Origin of the sequence: Pseudoduganella aquatica (assembly GCF_009857595.1) — a bacterium.
Lineage (GTDB): Bacteria > Pseudomonadota > Gammaproteobacteria > Burkholderiales > Burkholderiaceae_D > Rugamonas > Rugamonas aquatica_A.
The window spans coordinates 134,784-158,284 of sequence record NZ_WWCU01000010.1; the positions used below are offsets into that span (position 1 = coordinate 134,784).

A 23,501-nucleotide genomic window follows, 5' to 3' on the forward strand; every position below is an offset into this window, starting at 1 on the left:
GCCATGCGGATTGATTCTTTTCACGGTCTTGCCGCCTGGCTGGCGGGACTGGCCATCACGCTGGTGCTGGCGTCATGGCTTACGCCGCGCGAGTGGTGGCGCCGTCCCACAGTGCGCAATCTGTGCATTGCGGTGCTGGGCACATGGGCTTTTGGCAGCCTGATACTGCATTTCGCCAGTGCCCCGCTGCCGCAGATGCAGCTGGCTGGCCTGCCCGGCTCCTTCGCTCCGGCCAGCGCAATGCAAGCGCAGACACTGCCGCAAGCCCGCAGCATGCCGCCGCCCGCATCCCATCCGTTCCGCGTGCATCGCGACCTGAACCTGCGCGCCTCGGCCAGCGTGGATGCGGAGCGCCTGGCACTGGTGCCGGCCGGCGCCAGCGTCACGCCCACCGGCGTCCGCTACGGCGACTGGTGGGAAGTGCGCGCCCATGCGGACGGCAAGACCAGCACCGGCTGGGTGAGCAGTTTGTGGCTGCGGCGCGCGGCGGAATGAGCATGCCGTCATTATTCGAGACACTTGATTTCGGCCCCGGCCTCGACGTGGCAGCACGCAGCGCCTCCAGCAACAGCAGCAGCAGCCACGCGCTGGAAAACCAGGACAACCTGGTGCTCATAGACGCCAACGGACGCGCCATCGTCCTGCATGGCCAGATCGAGCGCGCGGTCCAGCTTCCAAACTGGCCGCGCGGCCATATGCGCATGGCGGTGCTGGACGGCATGGGCGGCCACGGCTACGGGCGCCAGGCGGCGGAAGCGGTAGCCGCAGGCCTGCTGCGCATGCCCGCCTGCGCCACGCTGGCAGAACTGGCCTCGCGCCTGGACGCCCTGCATGCGCAGCTCCAGCAGCAATTCAGCACACCGGGAGACGCGGGCCAGGCGCGCCGCCCCGGCACCACGCTCACGCTGCTGGAACTGCGCCCGCAGCAGGCGCCGCTGCTCTACCATGTGGGCGACTCGCGCCTGTACGAGATCACGCCCGACCGCGCGAGCGCGCTCACCATCGACCACGTGCCCGCAACGGCTTTCGCCATGCAAGGCATGCTGAACGCCGAGGAATGGTGGCGCCAGGTGCATGGCGAGCACCGGCCGCACATCGCGCAGGCTTTCATACTAGGCAACGCCTTCGCCGATCCGCAGCAGCTTAACGATGCGCTCTGCGCCCTCGACGGCGCGCGCCTGCCCGGCTTCCTGCGGCCGCTGGCGGACCGCCGCGCCATCACGGTGCGTAGCGGCGCGGTCTACCTGCTGGCCACGGACGGCTTCTGGGCCTGCCGCCGTCCGCAGGAATGGATAGCGCAATGGCCGGAATTGCTGGGCAGTTCGGCCAGCGCCGCCGAGGCGGTCGACACGCTGTTCGGCAGCTACCGCAGCGCGCCGCCGTCCGGCCTGAAACTGGACAATCTGACAGCCATCGCCTTGCGTTTCAACGCCAAGCAAGATGTCAGCAATGTTGACGAAACGGCACTACCACTACCCGGCGCGATGCCGTTTTGATCAGGGCATTGTTGCGCCCTTGCCCCGCTCTTTGGCGCTGGCGCAAATCAAATGCAATAAGCGGCGGGAACGGTTGCCATGCACAGGCAAAACCCGTAAGCTCTCGTTTATGCCGCCGGTCCTGAAGCCATGAAAAAATGCAGCAACACTGACCACCCGCACTGCACGTTCTGGGTACTCCCCGGGGAAGATGCATGCGCGGGCGGACATCAGCAGCCTGCAGCCGCGCCCACCAGTTACGATCTACTGAGTGCCATGCGCAGCGCCCGTGCCGCCTCCCCGGCCACGGCGGTCAGTCACGCCCCTGCAAACGCACCTTCAAACGCCAGCGCGCCCGCCTACCAGACGGCGCGGCCCCGCCCCCAGTTCCACATCAGCGGTTTCGACCCGCGCGCCGCAGGCGGCCGCCAAACACTGAAAATGGAATTGCGCGGCATGCCGGACGACTGCGCGCCGCAACTGGCTATCCAATTGCAATCCGAGCTGATACCGAACGGCGCCTCTCGCCAGCAGTTCGTGCGCGCGGCGGACGGCAGCTGGCGGCCTGCGTTTGTCGAATTCACATCACGGAACAAGGAGCACGGCCAGTACCAGATCAGCGCCGAAGTGCTCAGCCAGCACGCCGGCCTTGCCACGCGCCGCTGGGAATGCGTGTTTGTCATCCTGGTGCCGCGCCTGGACGCCACGCTCACTGAAATCCACCGCATCTTCCTCAGCACGCACAAGAATGTGCGCGTGGTGGCGGAAGACGCTTCGATTGCCCGCGTCAGCGCGCAAGGCGGCGAAAGCCTGGATATCGACGTCACCGCCCGCAACGCCGGCATCGCTCACGTCAACCTGGACGCGCCGCAAGGCAAAGTGGACATGGGCTTCTCCACCATCGCCTGGGACGAAGACCTGATCGAAATCGCCGTGCCACGCAGCGCGCCGGTGCACCCGCATCCATCCACTGCGGCAAGCTTCGTCAACGCCGCGCCGGAAGCGGGCTCGCAACGCCAGCTGCGCCTGTTCGCGCTGGACGAATGCGTGCTGGGACGATTTGAACTGGTGGACCCGGAAGCGGACGTGCTGCTGCAGCACTTTGGCGAAGGCAGCCCGGAAGCGAACGGCCTCACGCGCCGCCTGTCCGGCCGCCACGCCGTGATACGCCGCGCCGCGCAAGGCAGCGGTTTTGAAATTGAAGACGTGTCGCGCTACGGCATCCTGCTGGACGGTGTCTGGCCCGGCAAGAACAAGCCGGTGCGCCTGCGCCAGGGCATGCGCATTGAGATGAGCGCCAGCATCAAGGGCATCGTGGTGCTGCACGTGTCGGCCATCATGCCGCACGGCGTGATCCTGCACCGTCTGGACCAGGGCGCGCACGCCGAATGCCTGTTCCTGCTGGCGCCGAACTGCCACCCCGGCTACCCCATGCCGTCCTTCCCCGCCACGCCGCAAGCGGCCGCGCTGCCGCTGATACTGCACCACGACGGCGGTTTCTGGCATCTGGACCAGCTCACCGGCAAGGAGACCGCACTGGCTCCGGCCACCTCGCTGGAAAAACTGAGCCGCATGCCGCGCCTGATGCGCTTTGCCAGCGAACCGTATCCGGAAAGCTGGATCATCCGCACCGGCGCGCACGACCTGCACAGCACCATCGCCGCGCAGGACATGCACACCGCCTGATCAAAACGCTTACAGCGGCGTGGGCTCCTTGTCCACGGGACGCTTGGGCAGCGGAATGCGCTCGGTTTCTCCAGGCACCTGATCGAAACGCATCGCTTCCCAGTCCTCACCCGCCTGCACCACGCGCTCCTTGCGCGACGAGACAAAATTCCAGAACATGTAGCGGCGCCCGTCCAGTGGCTCGCCGCCTATCACCATGAACTGCGCGGCCGAGCGGGCGAGCACGCGCTGGGCGGTACTCGTATCCAGCAGCGCCATGGTGTGCAGCGCCAGCGGCACGCCGTCGATTTCCAGTTCGCCGCTGATGGGGTAGATCGCCGCTTCGGCCGGCAAGCCAGCCAGGCCTATCTCCTGCTCCGCCTTCAGCGCCACGTCCAGGTACAGCGTCTGGCTGTAGGTCTTCACCGGCGAGGTCTTGCCGAAAGCGGTGCCGATCAGCACGCGCACGCTGGCGCCGTCCACCTGGAAGGAAGGAATCTGGTCAGCCCGGGTGTGCTCGAAGCACGGCTCGCATTCCTCGTATTCCTTGGGCAGCGCTACCCACAGCTGCAGGCCGTGCGTGCGGTGCGGCTGGTCCACCAGGTCCTTGGGCGTGCGCTCGGAATGGACGATGCCCTTCCCGGAAGTCATCAGGTTGATCGCTCCCGGCTCGATACGCTGCACCGTGCCCAGGCTGTCGCGATGGTCCATCGCGCCTTCAAACAGATACGTCACCGTGGCCAGGCCGATATGCGGGTGCGGACGCACGTCATGGTCCGAACCCGGCGCCACGTCGATCGGGCCGAAATGGTCGAAGAAGATGAACGGGCCAACCGCCTGCTTCACCGCGGACGGCAGATAGCGGCGCACCACGAAGCCGCCGCCCAGGTCTTTCTCATGGCCTTTCAACACATTGGAAATTGTCATGATGCTTACCCCAGCACGGTGTTGATCTCGGTGGTCACAGCCGTCATCAGCTTGTGGACCGGGCATTTCTGCGCGGCCGACAGCAGTTCGGCGCGCTGCGTTTCGCTCAGGTCGCCGGTCAGGTGCACCGTGGCGGACAAGCGGTACACGCCCTTGCGCTCCTCGCTGTCGTCGCGTTCGGTGGTCACTTCCACGTTCTCCAGCGGATAGCCCTTGCGCTTGGCGTACCAGACCACGGTAAGCGCCTTGCAGGCGCTGATAGCCGCGTCGTACAGGTCGTGCGGCGAAGGGCCGGCGTCGCTGCCGCCTTCCTCCACCGTGCCGTCGACGGAAATGATGTGGTTGCGCACATGGGCGATATGCCGCATCGGCAGGGACTGGTCGCGGATTACTTTGATAGACATGGGCTCCTCGCATGCGTAAGTCTTGGAAGCCACAATGTACACCGTTTGCCCTTGGTTCGCCTATCCCATTCGCCCATCTACACAGAATGCATATCTCATGACCTAGCTCAAACACAGGCCGCATATGGCTGGCAATCGGCACTTGCGCTCCATAGAGTAAAAAGGTGCAGGGCCAACAATGGAGACCATCATGAGCGAAATTACAGGCGCCATAGACTTGAGCAAGATACCCGAGGAAGAATTCGATCCCGACCTGGACCTGCGCGCAGCGGTGGTGCGCGACGGCGCCGTGCTCGGCTCCACCGTGGTAAAGGCGGGCAACCGCCGCGAGCCGCTGCGCTTTGCCGTGCAGTTCGATGCGCCTCTGCTGCCCGGCGCCACGCTGCCATGCCCGGTGCGCCTGGTGATCGGCCCCAACGTGGGCGACCTGGAACTGCTGGGAATAGACACGCTGAACCACGTGGTGGACCTGGCCGGCCAGCGCTCCGATACGGACGACGGCGGCGACGCCACCCCGGGCGAGCCAGCCGGCGCCAGCGCCAGCTACGAAGTGAAGGTGGACGTGGGCGTTCTGGCGGTGGACATCGCCATCTACCACTGCTGGCTGTTCTGCTGCCGCACCTACACGCTGCGCGGGCGCGTGGTCTGCCGCCGCTGGCACTACAATCCGGCCACCGGCCACTGGAGTTTCTGCGACGAGCCGGTGCCCGGCGCCACCGTCGAAGCCTACGACGTGGACCGTTTCTTCTTCTGGTACCACCGCGACCTGATCAAATCCGCCGTCACCGACATCAACGGCAATTTCGTCATCACTTTCCGCTGGTGCTGCCTGCGCTGGCGCCCCTGGCTGCTGCAAAGCTGGGCCGTGGACCATGAGCTGATCAACCAGATCCAGAACCTGCTGACGCGCTACCGCATCCCGCTGCCGCCGGTGCCGCCCCCACCGTCGCCGGACCCGCTGTACCTTCAGCAGCTGGCCGCGCACGCCACGCGCAGCGGCGCCATGCCCAGCGCCCGCACGCAGGTCGGCCAGGGCGTTCCGGACAACGCCATGTCGGCCGAGGCGCTGCTGGCGGTGCTGCCGCCCTCGCCCGAGCTGGCGGCCCTGCACATCTGGCCCTGGTGGGACCGCAACGACTGCGCGCCGGACGTGGTGTTCCGCGTGACCCAGCCTTGCGGCGGCACCGTGCGCGTCATCCGCAATGAAAGCAATGCGCAGACGCGCTGGGACATTCCCGCCAATCTGCACGTTACGCTGCTGGCCAACGACCTGGCGTGCTGCCTGCCGGTGTGCTACGACCCCGATTGCCCCGAGTGCCTGCAAGTGACCTTCGTCGGCTGCGTCGACACCAGCCAGATCGGCGCCGCCGACCTGCCACCTGTGCCGCCGCTGCCGGACCTGCGCGGCTACGCCTACACCGCCATGCCGTCGCCGGACGACCGGCCCTTCTATGGCTCGCTGCGCATACGCGGCGGCGTGGGCAGCGACGTGGACTACGTCAAGGTGCAGATCTCGCGCGACGGCGGCGTCTGGACCGACCTGCCGCCGCCGGCCTTTGAAGGCTTCCAGCGCAACTACTGGGACGGCAGCGGACAAGCCGTGGAGCCGGCGCCCGCCTTCACACCCATCGTCAAGAACGGGCAGACCGTCATGATCACGCGCCAGCACTACGAGGCGCTGCACCCGGCCATTCCACGCTTCGGCGGCCAGGTCATCTGGTACGACCCTGACACGCTGTTCTATTTCGACACCACGGCCAATCCCGCCATCACGCCGGACGCGTTGTACCAGCTGCGCTTCATCGGCTACTCGGCCGACGCGGCGGACAACCTGATACTGGGGAGCGCACGCGTGCTGCCCGGCTGCGGCCAGCAGGAGGCGCAGAAAGTGTTCATCCGCGTGGACAACCAGGCCATGGTGCATCCGGCGCCCACCGCGCTGCATCCTTGCGGGCCGGGCACGGTGCATGACTGCACCAATGAGCCGGACTGCTATATCCGCCGCATCTGCGTCAACGAAGGCACGGCGGGCGAGTACTGCATCAGCGCCTGCGACATGGTGCGCCTGTCCGCCAGCGACACGCTCACCGTGCACTTCAGCGCCACCGTTCCGGCCACCGTGCAGGACGGCCACCTGGGCGGCTACACGCTGTTCGCGGAATACGGCGTGGCGCAGACCTTCCAGATCGGCACCGGCGTGCACGGCGCGTTCAGCGCAGACCCCACGTTTGAAGTCGGGCCGACCTATCTGGAAGCGCTGTCGCAAGGGGCGCCACGGCCGCACTGGTACGGCGGCCACTACAAGGTGACGCTGCGCGGCAGCGACTTTGACCGCTGCTGCGCCTACATTCTGCGGCTGAAGGCCTGGAAGCGCACGGCCAACTGCGGCGCACCCAGCCTGACGCACTTCAATGAGTTCGAGGTGGCGTTCACCATATTGCGGCCCGAGCTTTGCCCGGACGTGTGCCCGGAGCCGGACGAGAACAAGGGCTAGAGGCTGCAGATGGGCGGCGCATGGTACGAGCTGCTGCTGGCCGTCCTGGCGGTATGGCGGGTGACGCACCTGCTGCACGCCGAGGACGGCCCGTGGGACTTGACGGTGCGGCTGCGCGGCTGGGCGGGCGACGGTTTTCTGGGGCGCACGATGGACTGTTTCTACTGCGCCAGCCTGTGGGTGGCGCTGCCGGCCGCCGCCATGCTGGGCACAAGCTGGCAGCACTTTGTACTGCTGTGGCCCGCGCTGTCCGCCGCAGCGATCACGCTGGAGCGCGTGCGCGGCGCGCTACGGCAAGAGGAGCCTTAAATGGGATGCTGCGGAAGCAAGCGCCAGCAGGTGGTGCAGAAGATCTATGGCTCGCAGGGATACAGCGCCAGTGCGGGGCTGCGGGCGAGTGCGCAGGACAGCATGCGGGCCGCACAGCCGGCCGTGGCCGAAACGCCGGCAGGCATGCCGCATTTCGCCACGCCGGCGGGGGTGCCTTTTGTGTATGACGGCTTGGCGGCGCTGGTGGTGACCGGCAGCGCCACCGGCCGCCGCTACCGCTTCGCCGCACGCGGCGTCCGGCTGATGGTGGATCCGCTGGACGCGCCCACAATGCGCCAAACGCCGAAGCTGCGCTGCCTCGCGTGATGGCGGGTTACGGCTTCGCCTAACCCGCCCTACGAATGCAGCCGGCGATACCACTGCGTAGGGCGGGTTAGCGTAGCGTAACCCGCCATGTCCGCAGCCCGTCGGCTTACGCGAGCTTGCGCGCTACCCGGAAGCCGACGATGTCATTGGCCAGCACGGCCGAGTAGCCGTTGCGCAGCGCGGAACGCAGGTAGCGCGGCTGGTACAGCCAGGAGCCACCGCGCAGCACGCGCCGCGCAGCGTCGCCGCCCCGCTCCCAGGCGCTGCCGTCGCCCGGCGCGCCTTCGTAATTGTCATGCACCACGTCCTGCGTCCATTCCCACACATTGCCGTGCATATCGAACAGCCCCCAGGGATTCGGCTGGAACGCATCGACCTTGGTCGTCCCGTGCCGGAACTCTCCCTTGGCCCCGTTGTTGTAGGTGAAATTGCCGTCGTAGTTGGCCATCTCCGTGCTGATGTCATCGCCGAAGCTGAACGCCGTGTGCGTGCCGGCGCGGCAGGCGTATTCCCACTCCGTCTCGCTCGGCAGGCGGTACAGCTGCCCCGTCTTCTCCGACAGCCAGGCCAGATACTTCTGCACGTCGTTCCAGCTCACGCCCACCACCGGATGCTCGTCTCCCTGCTTGAATCCGGGCGAGGCCCAGTCCGTGTCCGACATGGACTCCCAACCCGTGGCGCGCGCAAACTGGCGCCACTGGCCCACCGTCACCGGGAAGCGTCCCAGGGCGAAGGGATATTCTATGCCCACCCAGTGCTGCGGCGTCTCCCGGTCCAGCCAGGACTTTTGCGATCCGGCCCGGATGGCGACAGCGCGCTCATGCTCGGACGAACCCATTTGAAAGCGCCCGGTCGGTATCAGCACCAGATCCGGCCCTACGCCGGTGCCGTCCAGGAAACGGTCGCGCAGCACGCCGCTGGCGTCCGCAACGGGGCTGCCGGGCGTGGGCATGAGCGCCGCCAGTTCGGCCGCGTTGCGCGCCGCCTGTTCCTTGCGGTGACGCTCCTGCTCGGCGCGATAGGCGGCTTCCGCCTTGAGCTGCGCCGCCTTGCGCTGCTGTTCCTCCTGCGCCTGGCGCGCCTTCAAGGCGTCCGCCTCGCGCCGCGCCAGCAACTGCTCGCGCAGGCGCGCCTTGCGTTCCTTGGCAGCCTGCTCCGCGTCCAGCCGCTGCTGGCGTTCCAGTTCGCGCCGCTGCTGATCCAGCTTTACCTTTTCCAGCGCGGCCGCCTGCGCCTCCGCCTTGCGGCGCTCGGCCAGCTCCGCCTGGCGTTTCAACTCCTCCGCCTTGGCCTGTTCGGCGCGCACCGCCTGCTCGCGCCGCTGCTCCTGCTCGCGCTGGCGCTCGCGCGCCAGCCGCTCGGCCGCCTGCGCCGCCAGTTCCTCCTCGCTGGGACCGGATGCGCCCAGCAAGGCGTCCAGCAGCGCGGTCACCGACTCGGGACGCTGGTCCTGCGCAAAGGCGAAGCCGCGCTGCAGCACCTGCCATTGCATCTCGTTGAGTGCGGCGGGTGCGGACGGCAGAAACTGTGCGCTGCGGTTTTCGTCGAAGGGCAGCCTACCCTCCAGCAGCTGGTAGATCATCACCGCCACCGCGTACACGTCCAGCTTGGGGCTGGGCTGACGCTGCGAAGCGCCCGCTTCCGGCGCGCGGTAGCCGGTGGTGCCTGCGTTCGGCGTCTGCATCCCAAGGCTGCTGCCCGCGTTGCGCGCACGCGAGGCGATGCCGAAGTCCAGCAGCTTGACCTCGCCTTTCTGGGTCAGGAAGACGTTGCCGGGCTTGATGTCGCGGTGCACCAGCTTGTACTTGTCCCAGGCATAGTCCAGCGCATGCGCCACGGGCCGCAGCAAGGTCTGGACCTGCTCCGGCGTGGCCGGGCCGGAGTGGGCCAGCCAGGCGTCCAGGTCCTGGCCGTCCAGGCATTCCATGATGATGAAGTAGCTGGCCGTGGCCGGGTCCTGCGCCCATTCGTAGATGCGCACGATGTTCTCGTGCGACAGGCGGCGCGCCTGCGTCGCTTCCTCGATCAGCAGCTTGGTGTGCGTGGCGCTCTGGGTCAGCTGCGGCGGCAATATCTTCAGCGCCACCTGCGCGCTGTGGCCCAGTTCCTCCTGCGTGGCCAAATCGGTGGCCTGCCACACCTGGCCCATGCCGCCCAGGCCTATCAGGCGCTCCAGCCGGTAGCGCCGGTTCTGCGGGCCGATCTCCTGGCCCGCCATCAGGCCCAGTTCCGTGCCCTGCCTGATCTGGATGGGCGATGCGGACGCGCCGGGCGCGGCGCTGCCTCCCAGCGGCGAATACTCGGCGTCCAGGATAGCGTTCTTGCGGCGGTCGAACTCTTGCAGGCTTAACAGGCCATCGTCATGCAAGGCGCGCAGTTCACGTATCTTGTCTCTTGCTGTTTGCATCTTCAACTTATAAAGGCACGCCGCATTCGGCGCAGAATTTTGCATTCGGACGGTCGGCGGGGACCGGGTGGCCGTTCACGCAAACATTAACGGCAGGCTGCCCAGGTCCATTAGCAGCCGCGTGATGGTGATGCACCGGCGCGCCCGCCTGGGCCACGCCCACGCCCAGCTGCATCTGCGCGCTCAGCGCATTGGCGTGGGTGGCGTTTTGCAGCTTGAGCAGGTCGAGCTGGTGCTGCTTGTCCTTCTGTTCCTGCGCATCGCGGTGGGCGCGTTCTTCATTCACGCGCTCCTGCAGCATGCGCATGGCCTCGGCCGGGCTCAGGCTATTCTCGGCGGCCACCACGGCCGCCATGGACTGGATTTGCGCAGGGCTCATGCCGGCGCGCACCTGTTCCTTCATCACCTGGGCCAGCGCAGCGGCGTTCTGCGCGGGAGCCATCGCCACCTTGCCGGTGTCGCTCAGGTTGCCGATGGTGGCGATGCGCTCGATATCGATGCGCGCCAGTTCCGCCGCGTGCGACTGCTGCGCCAGCAGCAGGTCGTATTCGCCTTTCCAGCGCGCGAAGTTCTGCTCGCGCTCATGCTCCATCTTCTTCAGGTCGCGCTGCCAGTCGGCTTCCTGTTCGCGCTGTTTCAGCGCCAGGCGCTGCTCGTCGACCGCCAGCTGGTCCAGCGCGGCGCGATGGATCACGGCCTGGGCCTGGCGCTGCTGCACGCCGTCCGCATCTATCGTGCGCAGCAGTTTTTCGTGCTGCGCCACCGCGTCGGCGCTGGCGCCGTCGCGCCGCATCTGGTCCAGCTTCTGGTTCACTTCAGCCACTTGCACAGCATTCTCGGCGTCCTTCACGGCTTCGCCGCGCAGCAGTTCGCGCTGGTGCGCCAGTTGCTGCTGGTCCTGCCATTCCTGCACGCGCTCCGCTTCGCGCTTGCGCGCCGCGTTGGCCAGCGCCACGCCGTGGAAGCGCGCCTTGTGGTGCTCCGCCTCCAGCTCGGCCTCGCGCTGCTGCGCATCCGTTTCACTCTTGCGCAAGCGGAGCAGCTGCGCGCGGCGGTGCGCCTCGTCTTCGATGGTCAGCGCCTGCGCCACCTGGTTCTGGATCTGCTGCATGTGCAGCTGGTGCGAGAAGCGCTGCTGTGCCAGTTGGCGCTGCTCCAGCGCGGCCTGCTGCGCCACTTCCAGCTCGGTGCGCATCTTGATCTGCGCCAGTTGGCGTACATGCTCCCATTCGGCCACGTCGCCGGCGCGGCCGGCCTTCTTCTTCGCCAGATCGTGTTCCAGTTCGATCAGCGTGGCGCCGGCGCCCCGCTCGAAGGCCTCGCGGCGCGTGCGCGATTCGATAATGCGGCCGTACAGGTCCACCTCGCGCGCGCGGATGGCCTGCACGCGTTCGGCCTCCTGCTGCGCCAGTTCGGCCTTGTCCACGTTGGCGTCCTGGCGCAGTTCGGCACGGCGGAAATCGCTGCGCAGCTTCTGCTCCTCGCGCCAGATGGCTTGCCATTCTTCTTCGTTGTAGAGTTCATCGAGCTGCTTGACGTGCTCCAGCTGCGCGTGGCGCTCGTCGGCCACCAGCCACAGGGAACCCACACGCTCGCGATTGTTGTCGAACTTGTCGTGCCGCAGGGACAGCGTGTCCACCTGCGCCACGGCCAGGCCGAATTCGGCCAGGCGCAGCTTGAGGGCGGCTTGCAGGCGCTCGTCCAGTTGCAAACGCAGGTCGGCATTGCCGCTCATGTCGCGCATGGAGCGTCCGCCGATGAATTCCGCCGCCACCTGGCGCACGGAGTCCGCCAGCAGCGCGTGCAGATGCAAGGTGGTGACGGCGCCGGGCACGGTCATGAAATGCTGGGCAAAGGCGGCGACGTTTTCCACCTTGATGCCAACCTTGAAACGCGCGGCCACTTTCAGGTGCTCGGCGGTGTGCAGGTCGCTGAAGGAGAACTCCACTGGCAGCGGCGTGGTGCGCGTGATCAGGATTTCGGCGTGCTGGTCGCGCAGCAGATGGTTCAGGCGCGTGAAGAAGCCTTCGATCTCGTATTCGCCTTGCGGCACTTCGGTGGCCTTGTCTGCCTGCAGGATGTAGGCGCGGGTGGTGGCCGGCACGCGCAGTGTCTTGTTGAAGACGCCCGATAGTTGGCGTACACCGAAATAGACGGCCAGTTCGTCGTTGGCCGGTATCCAGCGGTTATCGCGCAGCACGGGCTCATTGTGCGGCGCACCCAATATCACTCCGCAGTTCGCGCAGTAGCCGGTGCCGGCGCCATTTTTATGCTCGCAGCGCGGGCATTTTACGCCGCCAAAACCAAACATTCGGAACATGTCGAACTCCTTGTAAACCTGCTTACCGCATACCCATTCCAGCCGCCCCGTCCGGTCCTGATTTTAGCAGGGGCGCGCCGCTTTTATCTTGCGCACGATTCAAGCCCTGGCTTAGATCATGCCTATCCGTTCTATGCACGCCAGCGAGGCGCCACGGGCGCGCAGGGCGCCGACGTAGGCTGGCGGGATGTCGTTTTGCCAATCCCGGGGCAGCAGCACGCGGTCGCCCTGGACGGCTTGTTTTAGTATCAACTCCATCTTGGCTTCGCGGCCTTCCACGGTGTCCACGCGGCCGGCATGCCAAGCGCTGGAGCAGCCGCTGGCGATGATGCGGCCGCGCGGCACGAACTCGCGGCCACGCGCGAGGCGGTCGGCCATGACCAGCGCCAGTTCGTAGGAGGCGCCCTGGAAGCGCGGCTGGCCGAAGCGCACCACGGTGCGCCAGCGGCCCAGGCCACGGCCGTCGAAGTGGCGCGCGCCGGCCAGCGTCTGGCGGATGGCCAGTTGCGCGGTCAGGCCCAGACCAGGGACGGCGATGGTGTCTTCCTCGTCGGCGCCGCCCTGCTCCACGGGGTGGACGCTGACTTCCACCCAGTTCAGGCTATCGTTGATGCCGCCGCTGTGCAGCGGGAACCAGGCGCGCGCGCTGGACACGGAGGCCGATGGATCGGTGTGTCCGGTCAGGGCGCCAAGGTGGGACAGGGTCAGGCTGCCGGGGATGGTTTGTGCCGCTTCGGCGCCTGGGGCGTTCGCCGCGCCCAGCACGGCTAGCGCCGGCACGGGGCTGGCGGAGATCAGCGCTTGCAGGTGCGCGGAGGCTTCGGCCTTGCCGCTCACGCTGCCGCAATGCCAGTTGTCGGACCAGCCGTCAGCGTAGACCAGCGGGCAGGCGGGCTGCCAGGCGCCGCGCACCATGCGGTCCGCCAGCACGGCAGCCAGTTCCCAGCCACGTTCGCCGGCCGATGGAGCGAGGTCCATGCTGAGCACAACCTGGTCGCGGCTGTCGAAGCGGTGTTCGGTGTGGCGCGCCAGGCGCACGACTTCCTGCATACGCTCGCTCAGGGCGGGCGCACCGGACACGGCGCATTTGACGTCGGCGCGGTTGGCGCGCGGGCGGCGGCTGGCGGTGATGGTCAGCACGCGGCCGTCGGCCAGCACGCAGCGGCACTCTGCGTTGGCAGGGAGTTTCGGGCTTGTGCAGGTCATAGCGATGGCTCCCGGCGCTGTTCAGGCCCCGCATAGGCCTCTACTGCGTGTTCGCCGGCGGCGGCGCGGCGCTGTGCAAGGTGGTGGTCAAGGTTGGCGACGATGCGCTCGGCTTCGTCCATCAGGGCGGCGAGCGCCGGTTCAGGGTCGGCAGTGCCGCAGGCCGCGCCGAATTGCAGTGGGTTGGCGGCCAGTTGCAGGCGCGCGAGCAAGGCCCAGGCCTGGTCAAGTTCGCGCGCCGCCAGAATGCTGTGGCCCGAACGGCGCTCTTGTTGTGCGCGCGGAGACGGCAGGTCGGGGGCGGACCAGGCCAGGGCGGGCATGGTGTTGACGTCGAGCGCGAGCAGCGCGACACGCTGCAACAGGCTGCGGTGCGCCAGGAACAAGGCCTGGCCCGGTGGCAGCGCCACCTGCCGGAAGCCGCTCGACAGCGCGGGCAGCTCAAGGAACAGGCGGCGCAGCGCATGCGCGTCGTCGCGGGCCGTAGCAGCAACAGCGGCGTTCGTGGCGCCGGCTGCGGCGATGACGGCTGCAGCAGCACCTGCGCCAGCGTGCACGGATGCTGGCGTTGCTTCGTCCAGCAGGATTTCAGCAGTTGCGGGGGCGTCTGGCATGCTGGCAGACGCGTTGCTGGCGGCGGACGCGTCCGGGGCGGCGGCGGCAGGCGTAGTCTGCGCACGGGCACGCAGCTGGGCGGCGTAGTCGGTTTGCTCGCCCAGATCTACCGGCAGGCAGTCTTCCACCGTCACGCCGAAGCGCGTGTAGAGCAACTGGTTCAAGCCTGCGCGGAAGCCGTTCCACTCGTCCAGCGAGGTGCATGGCGGCAGGTCCAGCATGCCTTGCGACAGCGCTTCCTGCACCGCCGCTTCCACGGCCGCCTGCAAGTCCGCCAGGGCCAGCGCTTCCGCCACTTCGCTGAACAGGTACAAATCAAAGCGCTGCTGCGCCACGCGCGGATCCGCCGCATCGATCAGCACACGGGTGCGCAGGCCGATTTCCGGCGCGGCGGCATAGGGCGTCACATCCACGCTATATGGCCCCGGATGGAAGGCATACGCCACCTCCCCTTCCTTTGCACTACCGGCGCTTGCCCGCCGAGACTGACCGCTCTCGCTGAATATCACCTGCACGCAACCGGCGGGTGCCTGCGCGCCGCGCAAGCGCACCGCCACCAGGCTGCGTCCCAGTGCAGCGCAGGACGCATCCTGTGCGGCATCCTGCGCTGCGCTGCGGCTGCGGACGAAGGAAAAGAGGCCCATGATTACCGCGCCACCGGCTCAACGGCAAAGCTCGCGCCGTACAGCTGGAAATGCGCCACCGGTGCTGTGTCGAACGGCCACGCGTGCTCGCATTCGCCGTCCGCGTCCAGCCGGCCCTGCAGCAATATGGCGCCGCCCCCGTCCACCACGCGCAGCATGGGCTGCTCGCGCAGCAGGCGCGCAGCGAATGGCGCACCGGCGTCAAGTTTGAGAATGAGCTGCCAGCCCTCCCGGTCATCTTCCCCGTTTTGCACAAAATGCAACTGCCAGTGGCCGTCGTCCGTCATCAGTTCGTCCAGCACGGCGCTGGTCGAAGCGGCGCGCAGCATACCTGCGCTGCGCTGCCACACCGCGTCATTGGCCGCACCAGCCTCCGCTACCGCGCGGCGCTCCAGCGACAACTGGCGAAAGCGCCGCAGCGTCAATGGCGAAGCCTGGAGCGCGGCGCGCTCGTTCGGCGTAAGCGCGCGGCTGCCGTCCAGCGCCGCCAGCAGCACCGCGTCCGACAGCATCAGGCGGTCTCCCGGCACCGCCCGGGACAGCAGCAGGCGCTCTTGCAATTTCCGGTCCGGCGTGGTCATTTTTGCATCCTTCCATTCATTGCGTACAGCTTGTCGATGGCCTCGTTGCGGCGCTTGCGCAGCGTCGGCATCGAAATCCGGTCCAGCGCCGCCAGTTGCTGCAAGGTCGGCAGTTCGCCGGTGGCCGGGTCCAGCCAGGCGTCCGGATAGCTTTCGTCTTCCGCGCCGAGCAGTTTCTGGTACACCGCCAGCCGGATCGGCAGCGATTCCTCGTCCAGCACCTGCAGCATGCGGCTGCCGCCATCCTGGGCGGCGGTAGCCAGCTCCATAAAGCGGAGGGGCAAGGAAAGGCTGGCAGCGAGGGCCTGGTCGGCTGCGGCAAGCGCGGGGTCGCGGATGGGCTGGGGCACGTCCGCATCCGCATCGGAGTCCGCATCAGGCGGGACATCGACGCCATCCTCTTCTCCGGGCGCGGGCAGGATCTGGTCCTCCACATGCTGCCGGGCGTCATCCTCCGACTCGCTCACCACGCGCAAATAGTCATCCAGCCAGGCGGTGGCTTCGCCATCGTCGCCGCGCCAATCGTCGGCGCCGCCCATATTGGCAGACAGCGCCTCGTACTCGCCGATTTCCGCCATCAGCGCGGCAATCTTGCCGGGGCTGTTCTTCAGGCTGGAGAAGCGCTTGGACTTGGTGTGCAGCGGCCCGGGCGAGCCGGCGAAGCGCTCCTGCGACTCGCTCCAGCGTATCACCCACTCGGCCTTGCACCCGCCTATGGACTTCATCTGGCGGGCTTCGATGGGAATGCCCTCCGCCGCGCGGCCCAGAATGGCGGCAATCTGCTGCTCGTGCTGCTGCCAGTTGGCGAACAGCTGCTCAATTTCGCGGTAGGCGGTATCGAGCATGCGGTAGGTGTACATTTTATTGGGACTGCAATCGCGCCCGGTGGCTACCTGGTAATTGTCCGAGTCCACCTTGTCGCGCAGGCCGGCGTACATATCGTTGAATTTCTTGCGCAGCATGGCGTCGCTGCCGGGGTTCAGCCAGAATGCGCCGTGCCGGGCGTGCTCGCTGGCCAAGGCCGAGGCCAACCCGCTCCAGTACGAGGGCTGCGCCTGGAGTTCGAACGCGAGGCTGGTGGCCAGTTCGGAGACGCTTTCGCCGTAGCTGTTGCCCGGCGCTTCACCGCGCGCGCTGCGCTGCGCCTGCCGCAGCTCGGACGCCAGCGCGTCCGTGTAGATGTCGAGCTGCTCGGCTTCGCATCCGCCGCCAGCCAGCAGCAGCAAATCCATGCGCTGCACGGCCAGCAGCGAGCAGTGGCCCAGCAGCTTGCGCACCTGTTCCCATCCGTGTTCCTGATAACGCGTTCCCGGCAGCCGCATGTGATCCCGTAGTTCAAAAAAGGTGCCGCCGGACCATAGGGATCGTATGGTCTTCGACGGACACTTCAAAATCATGCCACATCCTTGACTCAGCCATTCCTCTTGTTACACGCCTATTTACCCCTCTGTTCCGCGTTCTGCCCAGGCCAGCCCGCCAGCAGCGCGGCCACCATGGGCGCGGCATGCTCGCCGCCGCTGGCGCCGGAATGGCTGACAAAGGCCGCCACCGCAAGCCGGTGCGGCTGCTGCGGCAGGCTGCGCGGCTCCAGCCAGCCGGTGAACCAGACCGTGGCCGCCCCGTCGCTCACAGGCGCGGTGCCGGTCTTGCCGTACAAGCCAAGGCGCAGCGGTGCCAGCCCAGGCGCGCTGAAAGCGGCGGCGGCGGTGCCGGAGTCCACCACGCCCTTCATGCCGGCGCGGATGCGGTCCAGCCGCGCGCCCAGCGGCGCGGCTTGCGCGTCGCTAGCCGCTTTGCCGTTCAGCTCCAGCAGCAGCCGAGGCGTGACCGTGGCGCCCTGGCCGATGGCGGCGGACACCATCGCCATTTGCAGCGGCGTCGCCTGCATACGGAGGCCGATGGCCATTTGCCGCAGCTCGTGGCGGGTGTGGATTTCGTCCACGTGGGCAGGCGTGGCTTGCAGCGCGTCGTAGGCCTGCCAGGGAAAGTCGCCGGGCAGCAGGCCGCCGTCCAGCCGCAGGCGCTGCTCGAATCCCAGCCGGTGCGCGGCGGCCGCGATGGGCCGCACCGGGTCGAGCGCGCCCGCTTCCAGCGCCTGCACGCCGGGCACACCGCCGTCGGGGCGGCCGAACAGGCTGCGGTCGCTCAGCTCGGAGGACCAGGCGAACCAGGTGTTCAGGCTATAGGTCAGCGCTTGCGCCAGTCCCAGCTTGCCTTCCTGCGCGCGCCGATCCAGCCCCTGCTCCTTGTAGTTGGTGATGTGGGCGCCGCCCGGGCTGGCCGGATAGGTCGCGGCGCCGGTCTGGAAGGCGTAGCCGCGCTGCCGGGCGATGGCGTTGATGGCCGGGAGCGGCATGCCGCTCAGGAGCGCGTCCAGGCGCGGATCGGTCTGGGCGGCCAGTTCGAGGCCGAGCGCGCTGACGATCTTGAACGTGGAGCCGGGGCTGCGGTGCGCGCCGCCGTCGTGCTGGAGCGCGGGCAGGCGCAGGGGGCTGCGGGCGGGGTTGGCGCGGTCAAAGTCGCGCACTTCCGGCCAGTTGGCGGAAGTCGCGGGGGCGTTGCCGGCGCCTGCGGCGGCGAGGATGTCGCCGGTTTCGGCATCGAGCACGATAAAGCCGGCATGGCGCCCTTGCGGCGCGGGCTGGCCGCCGGTGCAGGCCTTGCCGTCCCAATGGCCCTGGCGCATGCCGATGCAGTCGAGGATGCGCTGGCTGAGCGCTTGCAGCGGCAGGTCGAGCGACAGCTTTGCAGTGGCGCCCGCAGCGCCGCCGCCCATGGCCGATGCGCGGGCCAGCATGCCGGCAATGCTGCTGGCGTGTTCAGGACCGACTCCCAGCATGGGCGCCAGGCCGGCGTCCAGTGCGGTGGGCGTGCCGCTGCCGTCCGCCCACAGCAGCGCGCCGTTGCGGTCCTGGAGCTGCACGCCCGCTGCGGCTTTGCCTGCGGCTGGTGCAGCGGGCGCCGCGCCGGGCAAGGCTGTTTCCAGGGGCTGCCAGACGATGCGCCCTGCTCCCTTGATCACGCGCAGGTGGCGGTAGCCCTGGTCTCCGGCTGCGGCGACACTCGTCATGTCCAGTGGCTGCACCTCGACGCTGATGGCGCGCGCGCCGGGCAGCGGGTCCAGGGTGAGCTGCACCGCATCGCTCGCGCTACCGCAGCCGCGCCCTGTGCAGGCGGGAAGCAGCTTTGCATGCGCGCCGCTGACCGAGAGCACGCGTCCGGCCACCAGCAATTGCAGCGCGCCACCGGAGGGCGCAGGCAATGTCAGTTGCACGGCTTGTGCGGCGCTGGATTGCGGCCAGTAGGCGGCGCGCGTCCAAGGCTGCCAGCCTTGCGGCAGCTCGGCGAACAGACGCGCGGCGGCGGGCGGCATCTGCGAGGTAGAAGCCAGAGGACTGCCGCCGGCGCTGGCTTCCCAGGCTGGTCCGGACTTCACGCGCCACGCCAGCAGGCGCCGTTCGCTGTTGTAGATGTCGATCTGCTGCCGCACGTAGGCGCCATCGGCCTGCTGGTACAGGCGCTTGAGCAGCTTGACTGTGGCCTCGCCGGGCTGCACGTGCCGCCACTCGGCAAGTTCGGTGGCGCGGGACGACGGTGGGCTGGCCAGCCATTGCGGCAGGTCGCGCGGCGCGACGGCGATCATGCCGCTGGCGTCCAGGCGTACCAGTCCGGCGTCTTGCAGGGCGGTGAAGAGAATCTGGTCTTCCAGCTGGGCCGTGGCGCGCGCCGGAACCTTGTAGACGCCGGGCTGCAGATAGCCGGTAGCCGGGCTGCCTTCGGCGGGAAATGCGGCCAGCAGCACTTTGTCGCCCGAAGCTATCATGCTGCCAGCGGCCAGGCTGGCACCGCGGACGCCCGTGCCGGCGGAAGCGCCATCTGGCTGACGCAACTGATACAGCTGCACAAGCAACTCGCCAGCCTGTGGGCAGCCCACGCTGGCGCGCCGCTCCACGCGCATGGCGGCGCCGGCGGCCCACGACAGCCAGCCTTGCCGGCGGAATCCCGCAGCGCCGCTGCCGCCCTCCACCACCCGCCCTTCGCTCGCATCGCTCAGCCAGCGCGCCGATGCGCCTGGCGCGCTGCGCCAGCTCAGCTCCAACGGTTCGCCGCCGAAGTCCGCGCGCGCGTCGCCGCTGATGCGCACCTCGGGCATTGCCGCCGTGACGGCGGACTCGCCGCCAACCAGCAGCACGTTGCGCAGTGCGCCGGCAGCAAGGCCGGAGCGCTGCACGTCGTCGAAGCGATAGCCCAGCCGCAGCGGCACCAGTTTTGCGCTGCCAGGTTCGCGCAGCTGGCTGCACAGGTCCACGCGCACCGTACCGATGCCCTGCATGCCCGCCAGCGCGAGCACTGCGCCGCCCGCCACGGGGCTGAAGCGCACGCCAGCCTGCAGCGTCACTTCCAGCGTGGCGCCCGGCAGTGCGGCTTGATATACGGTTGCCGCATGGCGCTCGCTGGCGGCATCGGCGGTGGTGATGGTAGCGGCACCAAGCGCGCGCGCATGGCCGATGATGAGCACTGCGCCAGCCAGCGCAGCCAGCGTGCCCAGCCCGGCCATCCACACCGCGAGCGGAGACATGCCGGCGGCGCGGCGCCGCAGCGAGCTTGCGCCAGCGCTTGCACTAGCCGCGCCTGTCCGCGCCCCTGCGCCAGGCCCTACGCCAGCGCCGCGCTGCGGACGCGCCCCGGCGCGCAGGTTCCGGCTGCGGCGCCATGTGCGCAGCAAGTGACTGATTTTGGCCCGCATATGCTCCCCGCCCCGGTGGTGTCTGTATGGCCGGGCTTAGCGGAGGGATGGGGAAAGCGTGGTTCGAAAGCTATCGTTTTATCGCGGGATTTTGCATTTCGCGCCGCAAAAACCGCCACTCGTCGCAATCCCTTGGAAGCTTGAGGGCGGATTGAATACAGTGCAGTCATCGGAACACAAAACACCACTCACCCACCACCTGAAGGAAGACTAAAATGAACGTCCTGAAAAACTTCGAAGCCCTGTTTGTCGTGACCCTGGGCCTGGCCTGCGCCGCCAACTACGTGCTCGATAGCGGCACCGCAACGGCCACCGAAGCACAGCTCATCGTCGCCCGTGCCAACGCACCCGCCATCGCTGCCGCCAAGGACATGCAAGTGGTTGTGGTCAGCGCCAAACGCCCAAGCGCCGAACAGAAACTGCAACTGCTGAACGAAGAACGCAAAGCCAACGCTTCGGCCAAGATCTGATGCCGGCCCAGAACATTCGCCTGCACGCCATGCGCCCCTCTACAGCGCCCGCGTGGCAGGCGAATCCTGCTTCTGTGTGCTAGCGCACACACCATTCCAAAGCTGTGTCAGTTGTAAGAAGTTGCATCTTCCTTTCTCCGTATCCCTGCCGCTTGATATAGTGAATTCAGCGTCACACATCAACGGAGAACAAAATGATCAAGCCTACCTTTTACGCAGCAGCCTTGCTGGCTGTAAGCTCTGCCGCTTTCGCGCCGATGCCTGCTTCGGCACAGGTGGACGTCAACCTGGTCATCGGCACCGCGCCGCCTCCGCTCCGCTATGAAAGCATGCCGCCGCCGCGCCATGGCTACGTCTGGGCGCCCGGCTACTGGAACTGGAACGGCCATCGCCACGTGTGGGTTGCCGGCCAATGGATGCGCGAACGTCCGGGCTACTACTACATCCAGCCGCAATGGGTGCAGTCAAACGGCCACTGGATACGCCACGAAGGCCGCTGGGACCGCCGAGGCCGGGGCGATATGGACCATGACGGCATCCCGAACCGCTATGACCGCGACCGCGATGGTGACGGTATCCCCAACCGCTACGACAACCACAACAACCGTGGCCATGACCGGGGCCGTGGCCACGACAATGACCGCGACGGCGTGCCTAACCGCTATGACCGCGACCGCGACGGCGACGGTGTGCCCAACCGCTATGACAGCCGGCCGGACAACCCGCGCCGCAACTAAGCCATCAACTAAGTCCGCTTGACCGGGCTGGCGCTCCAGTACTGCGCCAGCCCGAGGTTCTTCAGGGCCGCGTTCACAAAGCGCGGCTCCAGCAATTCCTCCGATGGCAGGTCCTGCCGTATCAGCTTCTGGCTGCGCGCAAAAGCAACTACGCGCCGGTAGTGGCGATGCACCACTTCATCATACAAGGGCGTCCAGCGGTCTTTCCAAGGCAGCGACGGATCGTCGTAGGTACGCCGTATCACGCTTTCCGGCGTGCCGTTGCGCGTGCCGTCGCGGATAACCGCATCCCTGTTCTCATCCTGCGCTGCCCAGTACTGCGCCTTGATCCAGGCAGTGGCCACCAGCTCGGCCAGCTCCGGGTTGGCGCGCGTGTAATCGCGCCGTCCCCACAGCTCGGCGCGCATCTTGCGGTCCGGCTGGCCCTTGCTGCTCCAGATGATGCGGCCGATGCCCTTGTCTTCCAAGGGATAGCCGTTCAGCTGGAACAAGCCGTCCACCGCCCCTGTCGCCAGCGCCGAAGCCCCCGGCTTGATGTCCATGTTCACCAGCTTGAAGTCGCGCGGCGTCAGCCGGTTGTCCTCGATCAGGTGCAGCAGCCCCAGCTCCCACGGCCGTCCGCGATGGACGCTGATGCGTTTTCCCTTCAGGTCCAGCAGCGAACGCGCGCTGGAACTGGTGGGCACCAGCAGGAACAGGTCCGCGCCGCGTCCAGCAGGCACCACCACCTGCGTGCGCACGCCGCCGGCGTTCAATATCACCGACGGCAAGTCCCCATAGGCGGCGAACTCGATGCGGCCGCTGGCAAAAGCCTCGTTCATGGTCGCGCCGGTGTCGCCCGTCACCGGGAACCACTCCAGCTGCACGCCGCGCTTGGCCAGCTCGCCGGCCAGCCAGCCCTCCTGCTGCACGCGGTAGGGCGTACCGCTCAAGCTGGCCTTGCCGTTTTCAGCGAAGGCGGTGCTGGCGATGCGCAGCACCTTGGGCTGGCCCTGCGCATGCACAAGGCCGGGCAGCGCCAGGGTTGACGCCGCCGCCGCCGGGGCCAGCTTCAATAAAGATCGTCTGTCCATGCCGCCTCCCGGTATGCGTCAGGCCGCGCGCTGCTGCAGCAGCGACTGCGCCGTTTCAAACGGACGCGGGTCGATCCAGCTGCGCACGTCCACCGGATTGGGCAGGAACTGCCAACGGAACAGGAAGTCGCTGAAGTCCTGCAGGCCGGCGATGGAGGTCTCGGACAGGTCTGTATCCAGGCGCAGATGCGCGTCTTCGCCGTAGGCCACCGTCACCCAGTACTCGCTGCTGTTCGATTCGCGCGCCAGGAAGCGGAGCGTTTCGTCCGGGTTGCGGCGCGCCCAGTCCTCCGCGCGCAGCACCTGCTCCACAATGCGGACCGCCGAATCGAAATGGTTTTCCAGCAGGTTCTGGTCCACCGTCAGCGTGCGGGGCGTGCCGTTGTTGGCGCGTATCAGCGGGTCAGGATGGGCGCCGGTGTCGATCACCGTGTGCAGGCCGAACTGGCTGGCCGTATGGGCCGCGCTGGCGCCTTTCAGGAAAATCGCGTCCACCTGGCCGCGCAGCAGGCCAAGCAGCTCGGCGCTCTGGCCGCCGCTGCGGCGGCCGCTGAACACATTGCTTCCCGCCGCGCGCACGGCCGGCGCATCGCTCTGCCCCGCTTCGATAATATAGTCGACCAGCTCCACGTCGTTCACCGCCAGGCCTTCCAGCTTGAGGGCGTTTTCCAGGCCGCGTATGGCCTGCGCGCGCGAAAAGTCGATCTGCGCCGAAGTCCAGCGCGGCAGGCCGAAACGGCGGCCCTTCAGGTCGCGCACGGTCTTGATGCCGCTGTCCGGCAGCGTCAGGATCAGCTGCGTTTCGTCGGACCAGGACAAGCCCAGCACGCGCGTGTCGCGGCCTGCTGCGCGCGCCCACAGCGCCGGGATATTGCCCCCGTGGCGCACGGAGTTCTGCAGCGTATGGTCGAAGTGCGACTCACGCACCGCTTTGTCGTCCGACTCGCGCAGCGACTGCACATTGGTGCATTGCGAGCGGAAGGACTCCTCCAGCCAGCCTTTTTGCAGCGCGATGCCGAGACCGGTCGGCACCGGGCAGCGGGTGTACCACAGCGTATCGAGTTTATTGCTCATGCCAGCTCCTTGATTGGGTTGAAGTG

The 23,501-nt window shown here is 67.5% G+C and carries 19 protein-coding genes; 8 read left to right on the forward strand and 11 right to left on the reverse strand.

From position 1 onward, the window contains the following. Positions 1–3 precede the first annotated feature (3 nt). The 3 genes from GTP77_RS11600 (at position 4) to GTP77_RS11610 (ending at position 3,161) form a co-directional block, all read left to right on the forward strand. Positions 4–495, forward strand: coding sequence for an SH3 domain-containing protein (locus GTP77_RS11600; RefSeq protein ID WP_161072319.1), 492 nt, complete (start codon positions 4–6; stop codon positions 493–495). A gap of 2 nt (positions 496–497) precedes the next feature. Then, entirely contained in the window at positions 498–1,496 is a 999-nt protein-coding gene (locus GTP77_RS11605) for a PP2C family protein-serine/threonine phosphatase (protein ID WP_161072320.1), read from the forward strand. 255 nt (positions 1,497–1,751) lie between these two features. Then, positions 1,752–3,161, forward strand: a complete 1,410-nt coding sequence (locus tag GTP77_RS11610) for an FHA domain-containing protein (RefSeq protein ID WP_229202157.1) — start codon at positions 1,752–1,754, stop codon at positions 3,159–3,161. Between the two features lie 9 nt (positions 3,162–3,170). Here the strand turns inward: GTP77_RS11610 and GTP77_RS11615 are convergent, their stop codons facing one another. Then, entirely contained in the window at positions 3,171–4,067 is an 897-nt protein-coding gene (locus GTP77_RS11615; protein ID WP_161072322.1) for a pirin family protein, read from the reverse strand. A gap of 5 nt (positions 4,068–4,072) precedes the next feature. Beyond that, on the reverse strand, positions 4,073–4,471 hold the full coding sequence (locus GTP77_RS11620; protein WP_161072323.1) for an OsmC family protein: 399 nt from the start codon (positions 4,469–4,471) through the stop codon (positions 4,073–4,075). A gap of 190 nt (positions 4,472–4,661) precedes the next feature. Between GTP77_RS11620 and GTP77_RS11625 the strand changes: the two genes are divergently transcribed. The 3 genes from GTP77_RS11625 to GTP77_RS11635 are packed head-to-tail and all read left to right on the forward strand — an operon-like array spanning position 4,662 to position 7,601. Next, entirely contained in the window at positions 4,662–6,965 is a 2,304-nt protein-coding gene (locus GTP77_RS11625) for a hypothetical protein (protein WP_161072324.1), read from the forward strand. Between the two features lie 9 nt (positions 6,966–6,974). Next, positions 6,975–7,274, forward strand: coding sequence for a hypothetical protein (locus GTP77_RS11630; RefSeq protein ID WP_161072325.1), 300 nt, complete (start codon positions 6,975–6,977; stop codon positions 7,272–7,274). Continuing rightward, a complete protein-coding gene (locus tag GTP77_RS11635) occupies positions 7,275–7,601 on the forward strand; it encodes a hypothetical protein (RefSeq protein WP_161072326.1) in 327 nt (108 codons plus the stop codon). It begins immediately after the preceding gene. A gap of 106 nt (positions 7,602–7,707) precedes the next feature. Here the strand turns inward: GTP77_RS11635 and GTP77_RS11640 are convergent, their stop codons facing one another. The 7 genes from GTP77_RS11640 to GTP77_RS11670 all read right to left on the reverse strand — a co-directional run bounded on the left by GTP77_RS11640 (position 7,708) and on the right by GTP77_RS11670 (position 19,953). Beyond that, the gene (locus tag GTP77_RS11640; RefSeq protein WP_161072327.1) at positions 7,708–10,008 is read right to left on the reverse strand and encodes an SUMF1/EgtB/PvdO family nonheme iron enzyme; all 2,301 of its coding nucleotides are present in this window, start codon (positions 10,006–10,008) and stop codon (positions 7,708–7,710) included. A 7-nt stretch (positions 10,009–10,015) separates the two neighbouring features. Next, positions 10,016–12,328, reverse strand: coding sequence for a coiled-coil domain-containing protein (locus GTP77_RS11645; protein WP_161072328.1), 2,313 nt, complete (start codon positions 12,326–12,328; stop codon positions 10,016–10,018). A 111-nt stretch (positions 12,329–12,439) separates the two neighbouring features. Then, entirely contained in the window at positions 12,440–13,534 is a 1,095-nt protein-coding gene (locus tag GTP77_RS11650; RefSeq protein WP_161072329.1) for a hypothetical protein, read from the reverse strand. Next, positions 13,531–14,793, reverse strand: a complete 1,263-nt coding sequence (locus GTP77_RS11655; RefSeq protein ID WP_187358688.1) for a hypothetical protein — start codon at positions 14,791–14,793, stop codon at positions 13,531–13,533. Before GTP77_RS11655 ends, GTP77_RS11650 begins: the two co-directional genes overlap by 4 nt. Positions 14,794–14,795: 2 nt before the next feature. Further along, the gene (locus GTP77_RS11660) at positions 14,796–15,374 is read right to left on the reverse strand and encodes a hypothetical protein (RefSeq protein ID WP_161072330.1); all 579 of its coding nucleotides are present in this window, start codon (positions 15,372–15,374) and stop codon (positions 14,796–14,798) included. Further along, positions 15,371–16,696: a hypothetical protein gene (locus tag GTP77_RS11665; RefSeq protein ID WP_161072331.1), complete on the reverse strand. Its 1,326-nt coding sequence runs from the start codon at positions 16,694–16,696 to the stop codon at positions 15,371–15,373. Before GTP77_RS11665 ends, GTP77_RS11660 begins: the two co-directional genes overlap by 4 nt. Positions 16,697–16,809: 113 nt before the next feature. Then, complete coding sequence (locus tag GTP77_RS11670) at positions 16,810–19,953, reverse strand: penicillin-binding transpeptidase domain-containing protein (RefSeq protein WP_229202158.1); 3,144 nt, start codon at positions 19,951–19,953, stop codon at positions 16,810–16,812. Between the two features lie 383 nt (positions 19,954–20,336). On the opposite strand from GTP77_RS11670, the gene GTP77_RS11675 reads away from it, so the two are divergent. Together GTP77_RS11675 and GTP77_RS11680 are read left to right on the forward strand one after the other, a co-directional pair. Next, a complete protein-coding gene (locus GTP77_RS11675; protein ID WP_161072333.1) occupies positions 20,337–20,591 on the forward strand; it encodes a hypothetical protein in 255 nt (84 codons plus the stop codon). Positions 20,592–20,785: 194 nt separating this feature from the next. Further along, positions 20,786–21,328: a YXWGXW repeat-containing protein gene (locus GTP77_RS11680; RefSeq protein ID WP_161072334.1), complete on the forward strand. Its 543-nt coding sequence runs from the start codon at positions 20,786–20,788 to the stop codon at positions 21,326–21,328. A gap of 8 nt (positions 21,329–21,336) precedes the next feature. On the opposite strand, the gene GTP77_RS11685 is transcribed toward GTP77_RS11680, so the two are convergent. Continuing rightward, positions 21,337–22,401: an ABC transporter substrate-binding protein gene (locus GTP77_RS11685; RefSeq protein ID WP_161072335.1), complete on the reverse strand. Its 1,065-nt coding sequence runs from the start codon at positions 22,399–22,401 to the stop codon at positions 21,337–21,339. 18 nt (positions 22,402–22,419) lie between these two features. Further along, positions 22,420–23,475: an ABC transporter substrate-binding protein gene (locus GTP77_RS11690; RefSeq protein ID WP_161072336.1), complete on the reverse strand. Its 1,056-nt coding sequence runs from the start codon at positions 23,473–23,475 to the stop codon at positions 22,420–22,422. Positions 23,476–23,501: the final 26 nt, after the last annotated feature.

What these genes read in the sequence shown, in the direction of transcription:
- GTP77_RS11600 (WP_161072319.1), top strand. Translation starts at nt 4, where the DNA reads ATGCGGATTGATTCTTTTCACGGTCTTGCCGCCTGGCTGGCGGGACTG.
- GTP77_RS11605 (WP_161072320.1), top strand. Translation starts at nt 498, where the DNA reads ATGCCGTCATTATTCGAGACACTTGATTTCGGCCCCGGCCTCGACGTG.
- GTP77_RS11610 (WP_229202157.1), top strand. Translation starts at nt 1,752, where the DNA reads ATGCGCAGCGCCCGTGCCGCCTCCCCGGCCACGGCGGTCAGTCACGCC.
- GTP77_RS11615 (WP_161072322.1), bottom strand. Translation starts at nt 4,067, where the DNA reads ATGACAATTTCCAATGTGTTGAAAGGCCATGAGAAAGACCTGGGCGGC.
- GTP77_RS11620 (WP_161072323.1), bottom strand. Translation starts at nt 4,471, where the DNA reads ATGTCTATCAAAGTAATCCGCGACCAGTCCCTGCCGATGCGGCATATC.
- GTP77_RS11625 (WP_161072324.1), top strand. Translation starts at nt 4,662, where the DNA reads ATGAGCGAAATTACAGGCGCCATAGACTTGAGCAAGATACCCGAGGAA.
- GTP77_RS11630 (WP_161072325.1), top strand. Translation starts at nt 6,975, where the DNA reads ATGGGCGGCGCATGGTACGAGCTGCTGCTGGCCGTCCTGGCGGTATGG.
- GTP77_RS11635 (WP_161072326.1), top strand. Translation starts at nt 7,275, where the DNA reads ATGGGATGCTGCGGAAGCAAGCGCCAGCAGGTGGTGCAGAAGATCTAT.
- GTP77_RS11640 (WP_161072327.1), bottom strand. Translation starts at nt 10,008, where the DNA reads ATGCAAACAGCAAGAGACAAGATACGTGAACTGCGCGCCTTGCATGAC.
- GTP77_RS11645 (WP_161072328.1), bottom strand. Translation starts at nt 12,328, where the DNA reads ATGTTCCGAATGTTTGGTTTTGGCGGCGTAAAATGCCCGCGCTGCGAG.
- GTP77_RS11650 (WP_161072329.1), bottom strand. Translation starts at nt 13,534, where the DNA reads ATGACCTGCACAAGCCCGAAACTCCCTGCCAACGCAGAGTGCCGCTGC.
- GTP77_RS11655 (WP_187358688.1), bottom strand. Translation starts at nt 14,793, where the DNA reads ATGGGCCTCTTTTCCTTCGTCCGCAGCCGCAGCGCAGCGCAGGATGCC.
- GTP77_RS11660 (WP_161072330.1), bottom strand. Translation starts at nt 15,374, where the DNA reads ATGACCACGCCGGACCGGAAATTGCAAGAGCGCCTGCTGCTGTCCCGG.
- GTP77_RS11665 (WP_161072331.1), bottom strand. Translation starts at nt 16,696, where the DNA reads ATGCGGCTGCCGGGAACGCGTTATCAGGAACACGGATGGGAACAGGTG.
- GTP77_RS11670 (WP_229202158.1), bottom strand. Translation starts at nt 19,953, where the DNA reads ATGTCTCCGCTCGCGGTGTGGATGGCCGGGCTGGGCACGCTGGCTGCG.
- GTP77_RS11675 (WP_161072333.1), top strand. Translation starts at nt 20,337, where the DNA reads ATGAACGTCCTGAAAAACTTCGAAGCCCTGTTTGTCGTGACCCTGGGC.
- GTP77_RS11680 (WP_161072334.1), top strand. Translation starts at nt 20,786, where the DNA reads ATGATCAAGCCTACCTTTTACGCAGCAGCCTTGCTGGCTGTAAGCTCT.
- GTP77_RS11685 (WP_161072335.1), bottom strand. Translation starts at nt 22,401, where the DNA reads ATGGACAGACGATCTTTATTGAAGCTGGCCCCGGCGGCGGCGGCGTCA.
- GTP77_RS11690 (WP_161072336.1), bottom strand. Translation starts at nt 23,475, where the DNA reads ATGAGCAATAAACTCGATACGCTGTGGTACACCCGCTGCCCGGTGCCG.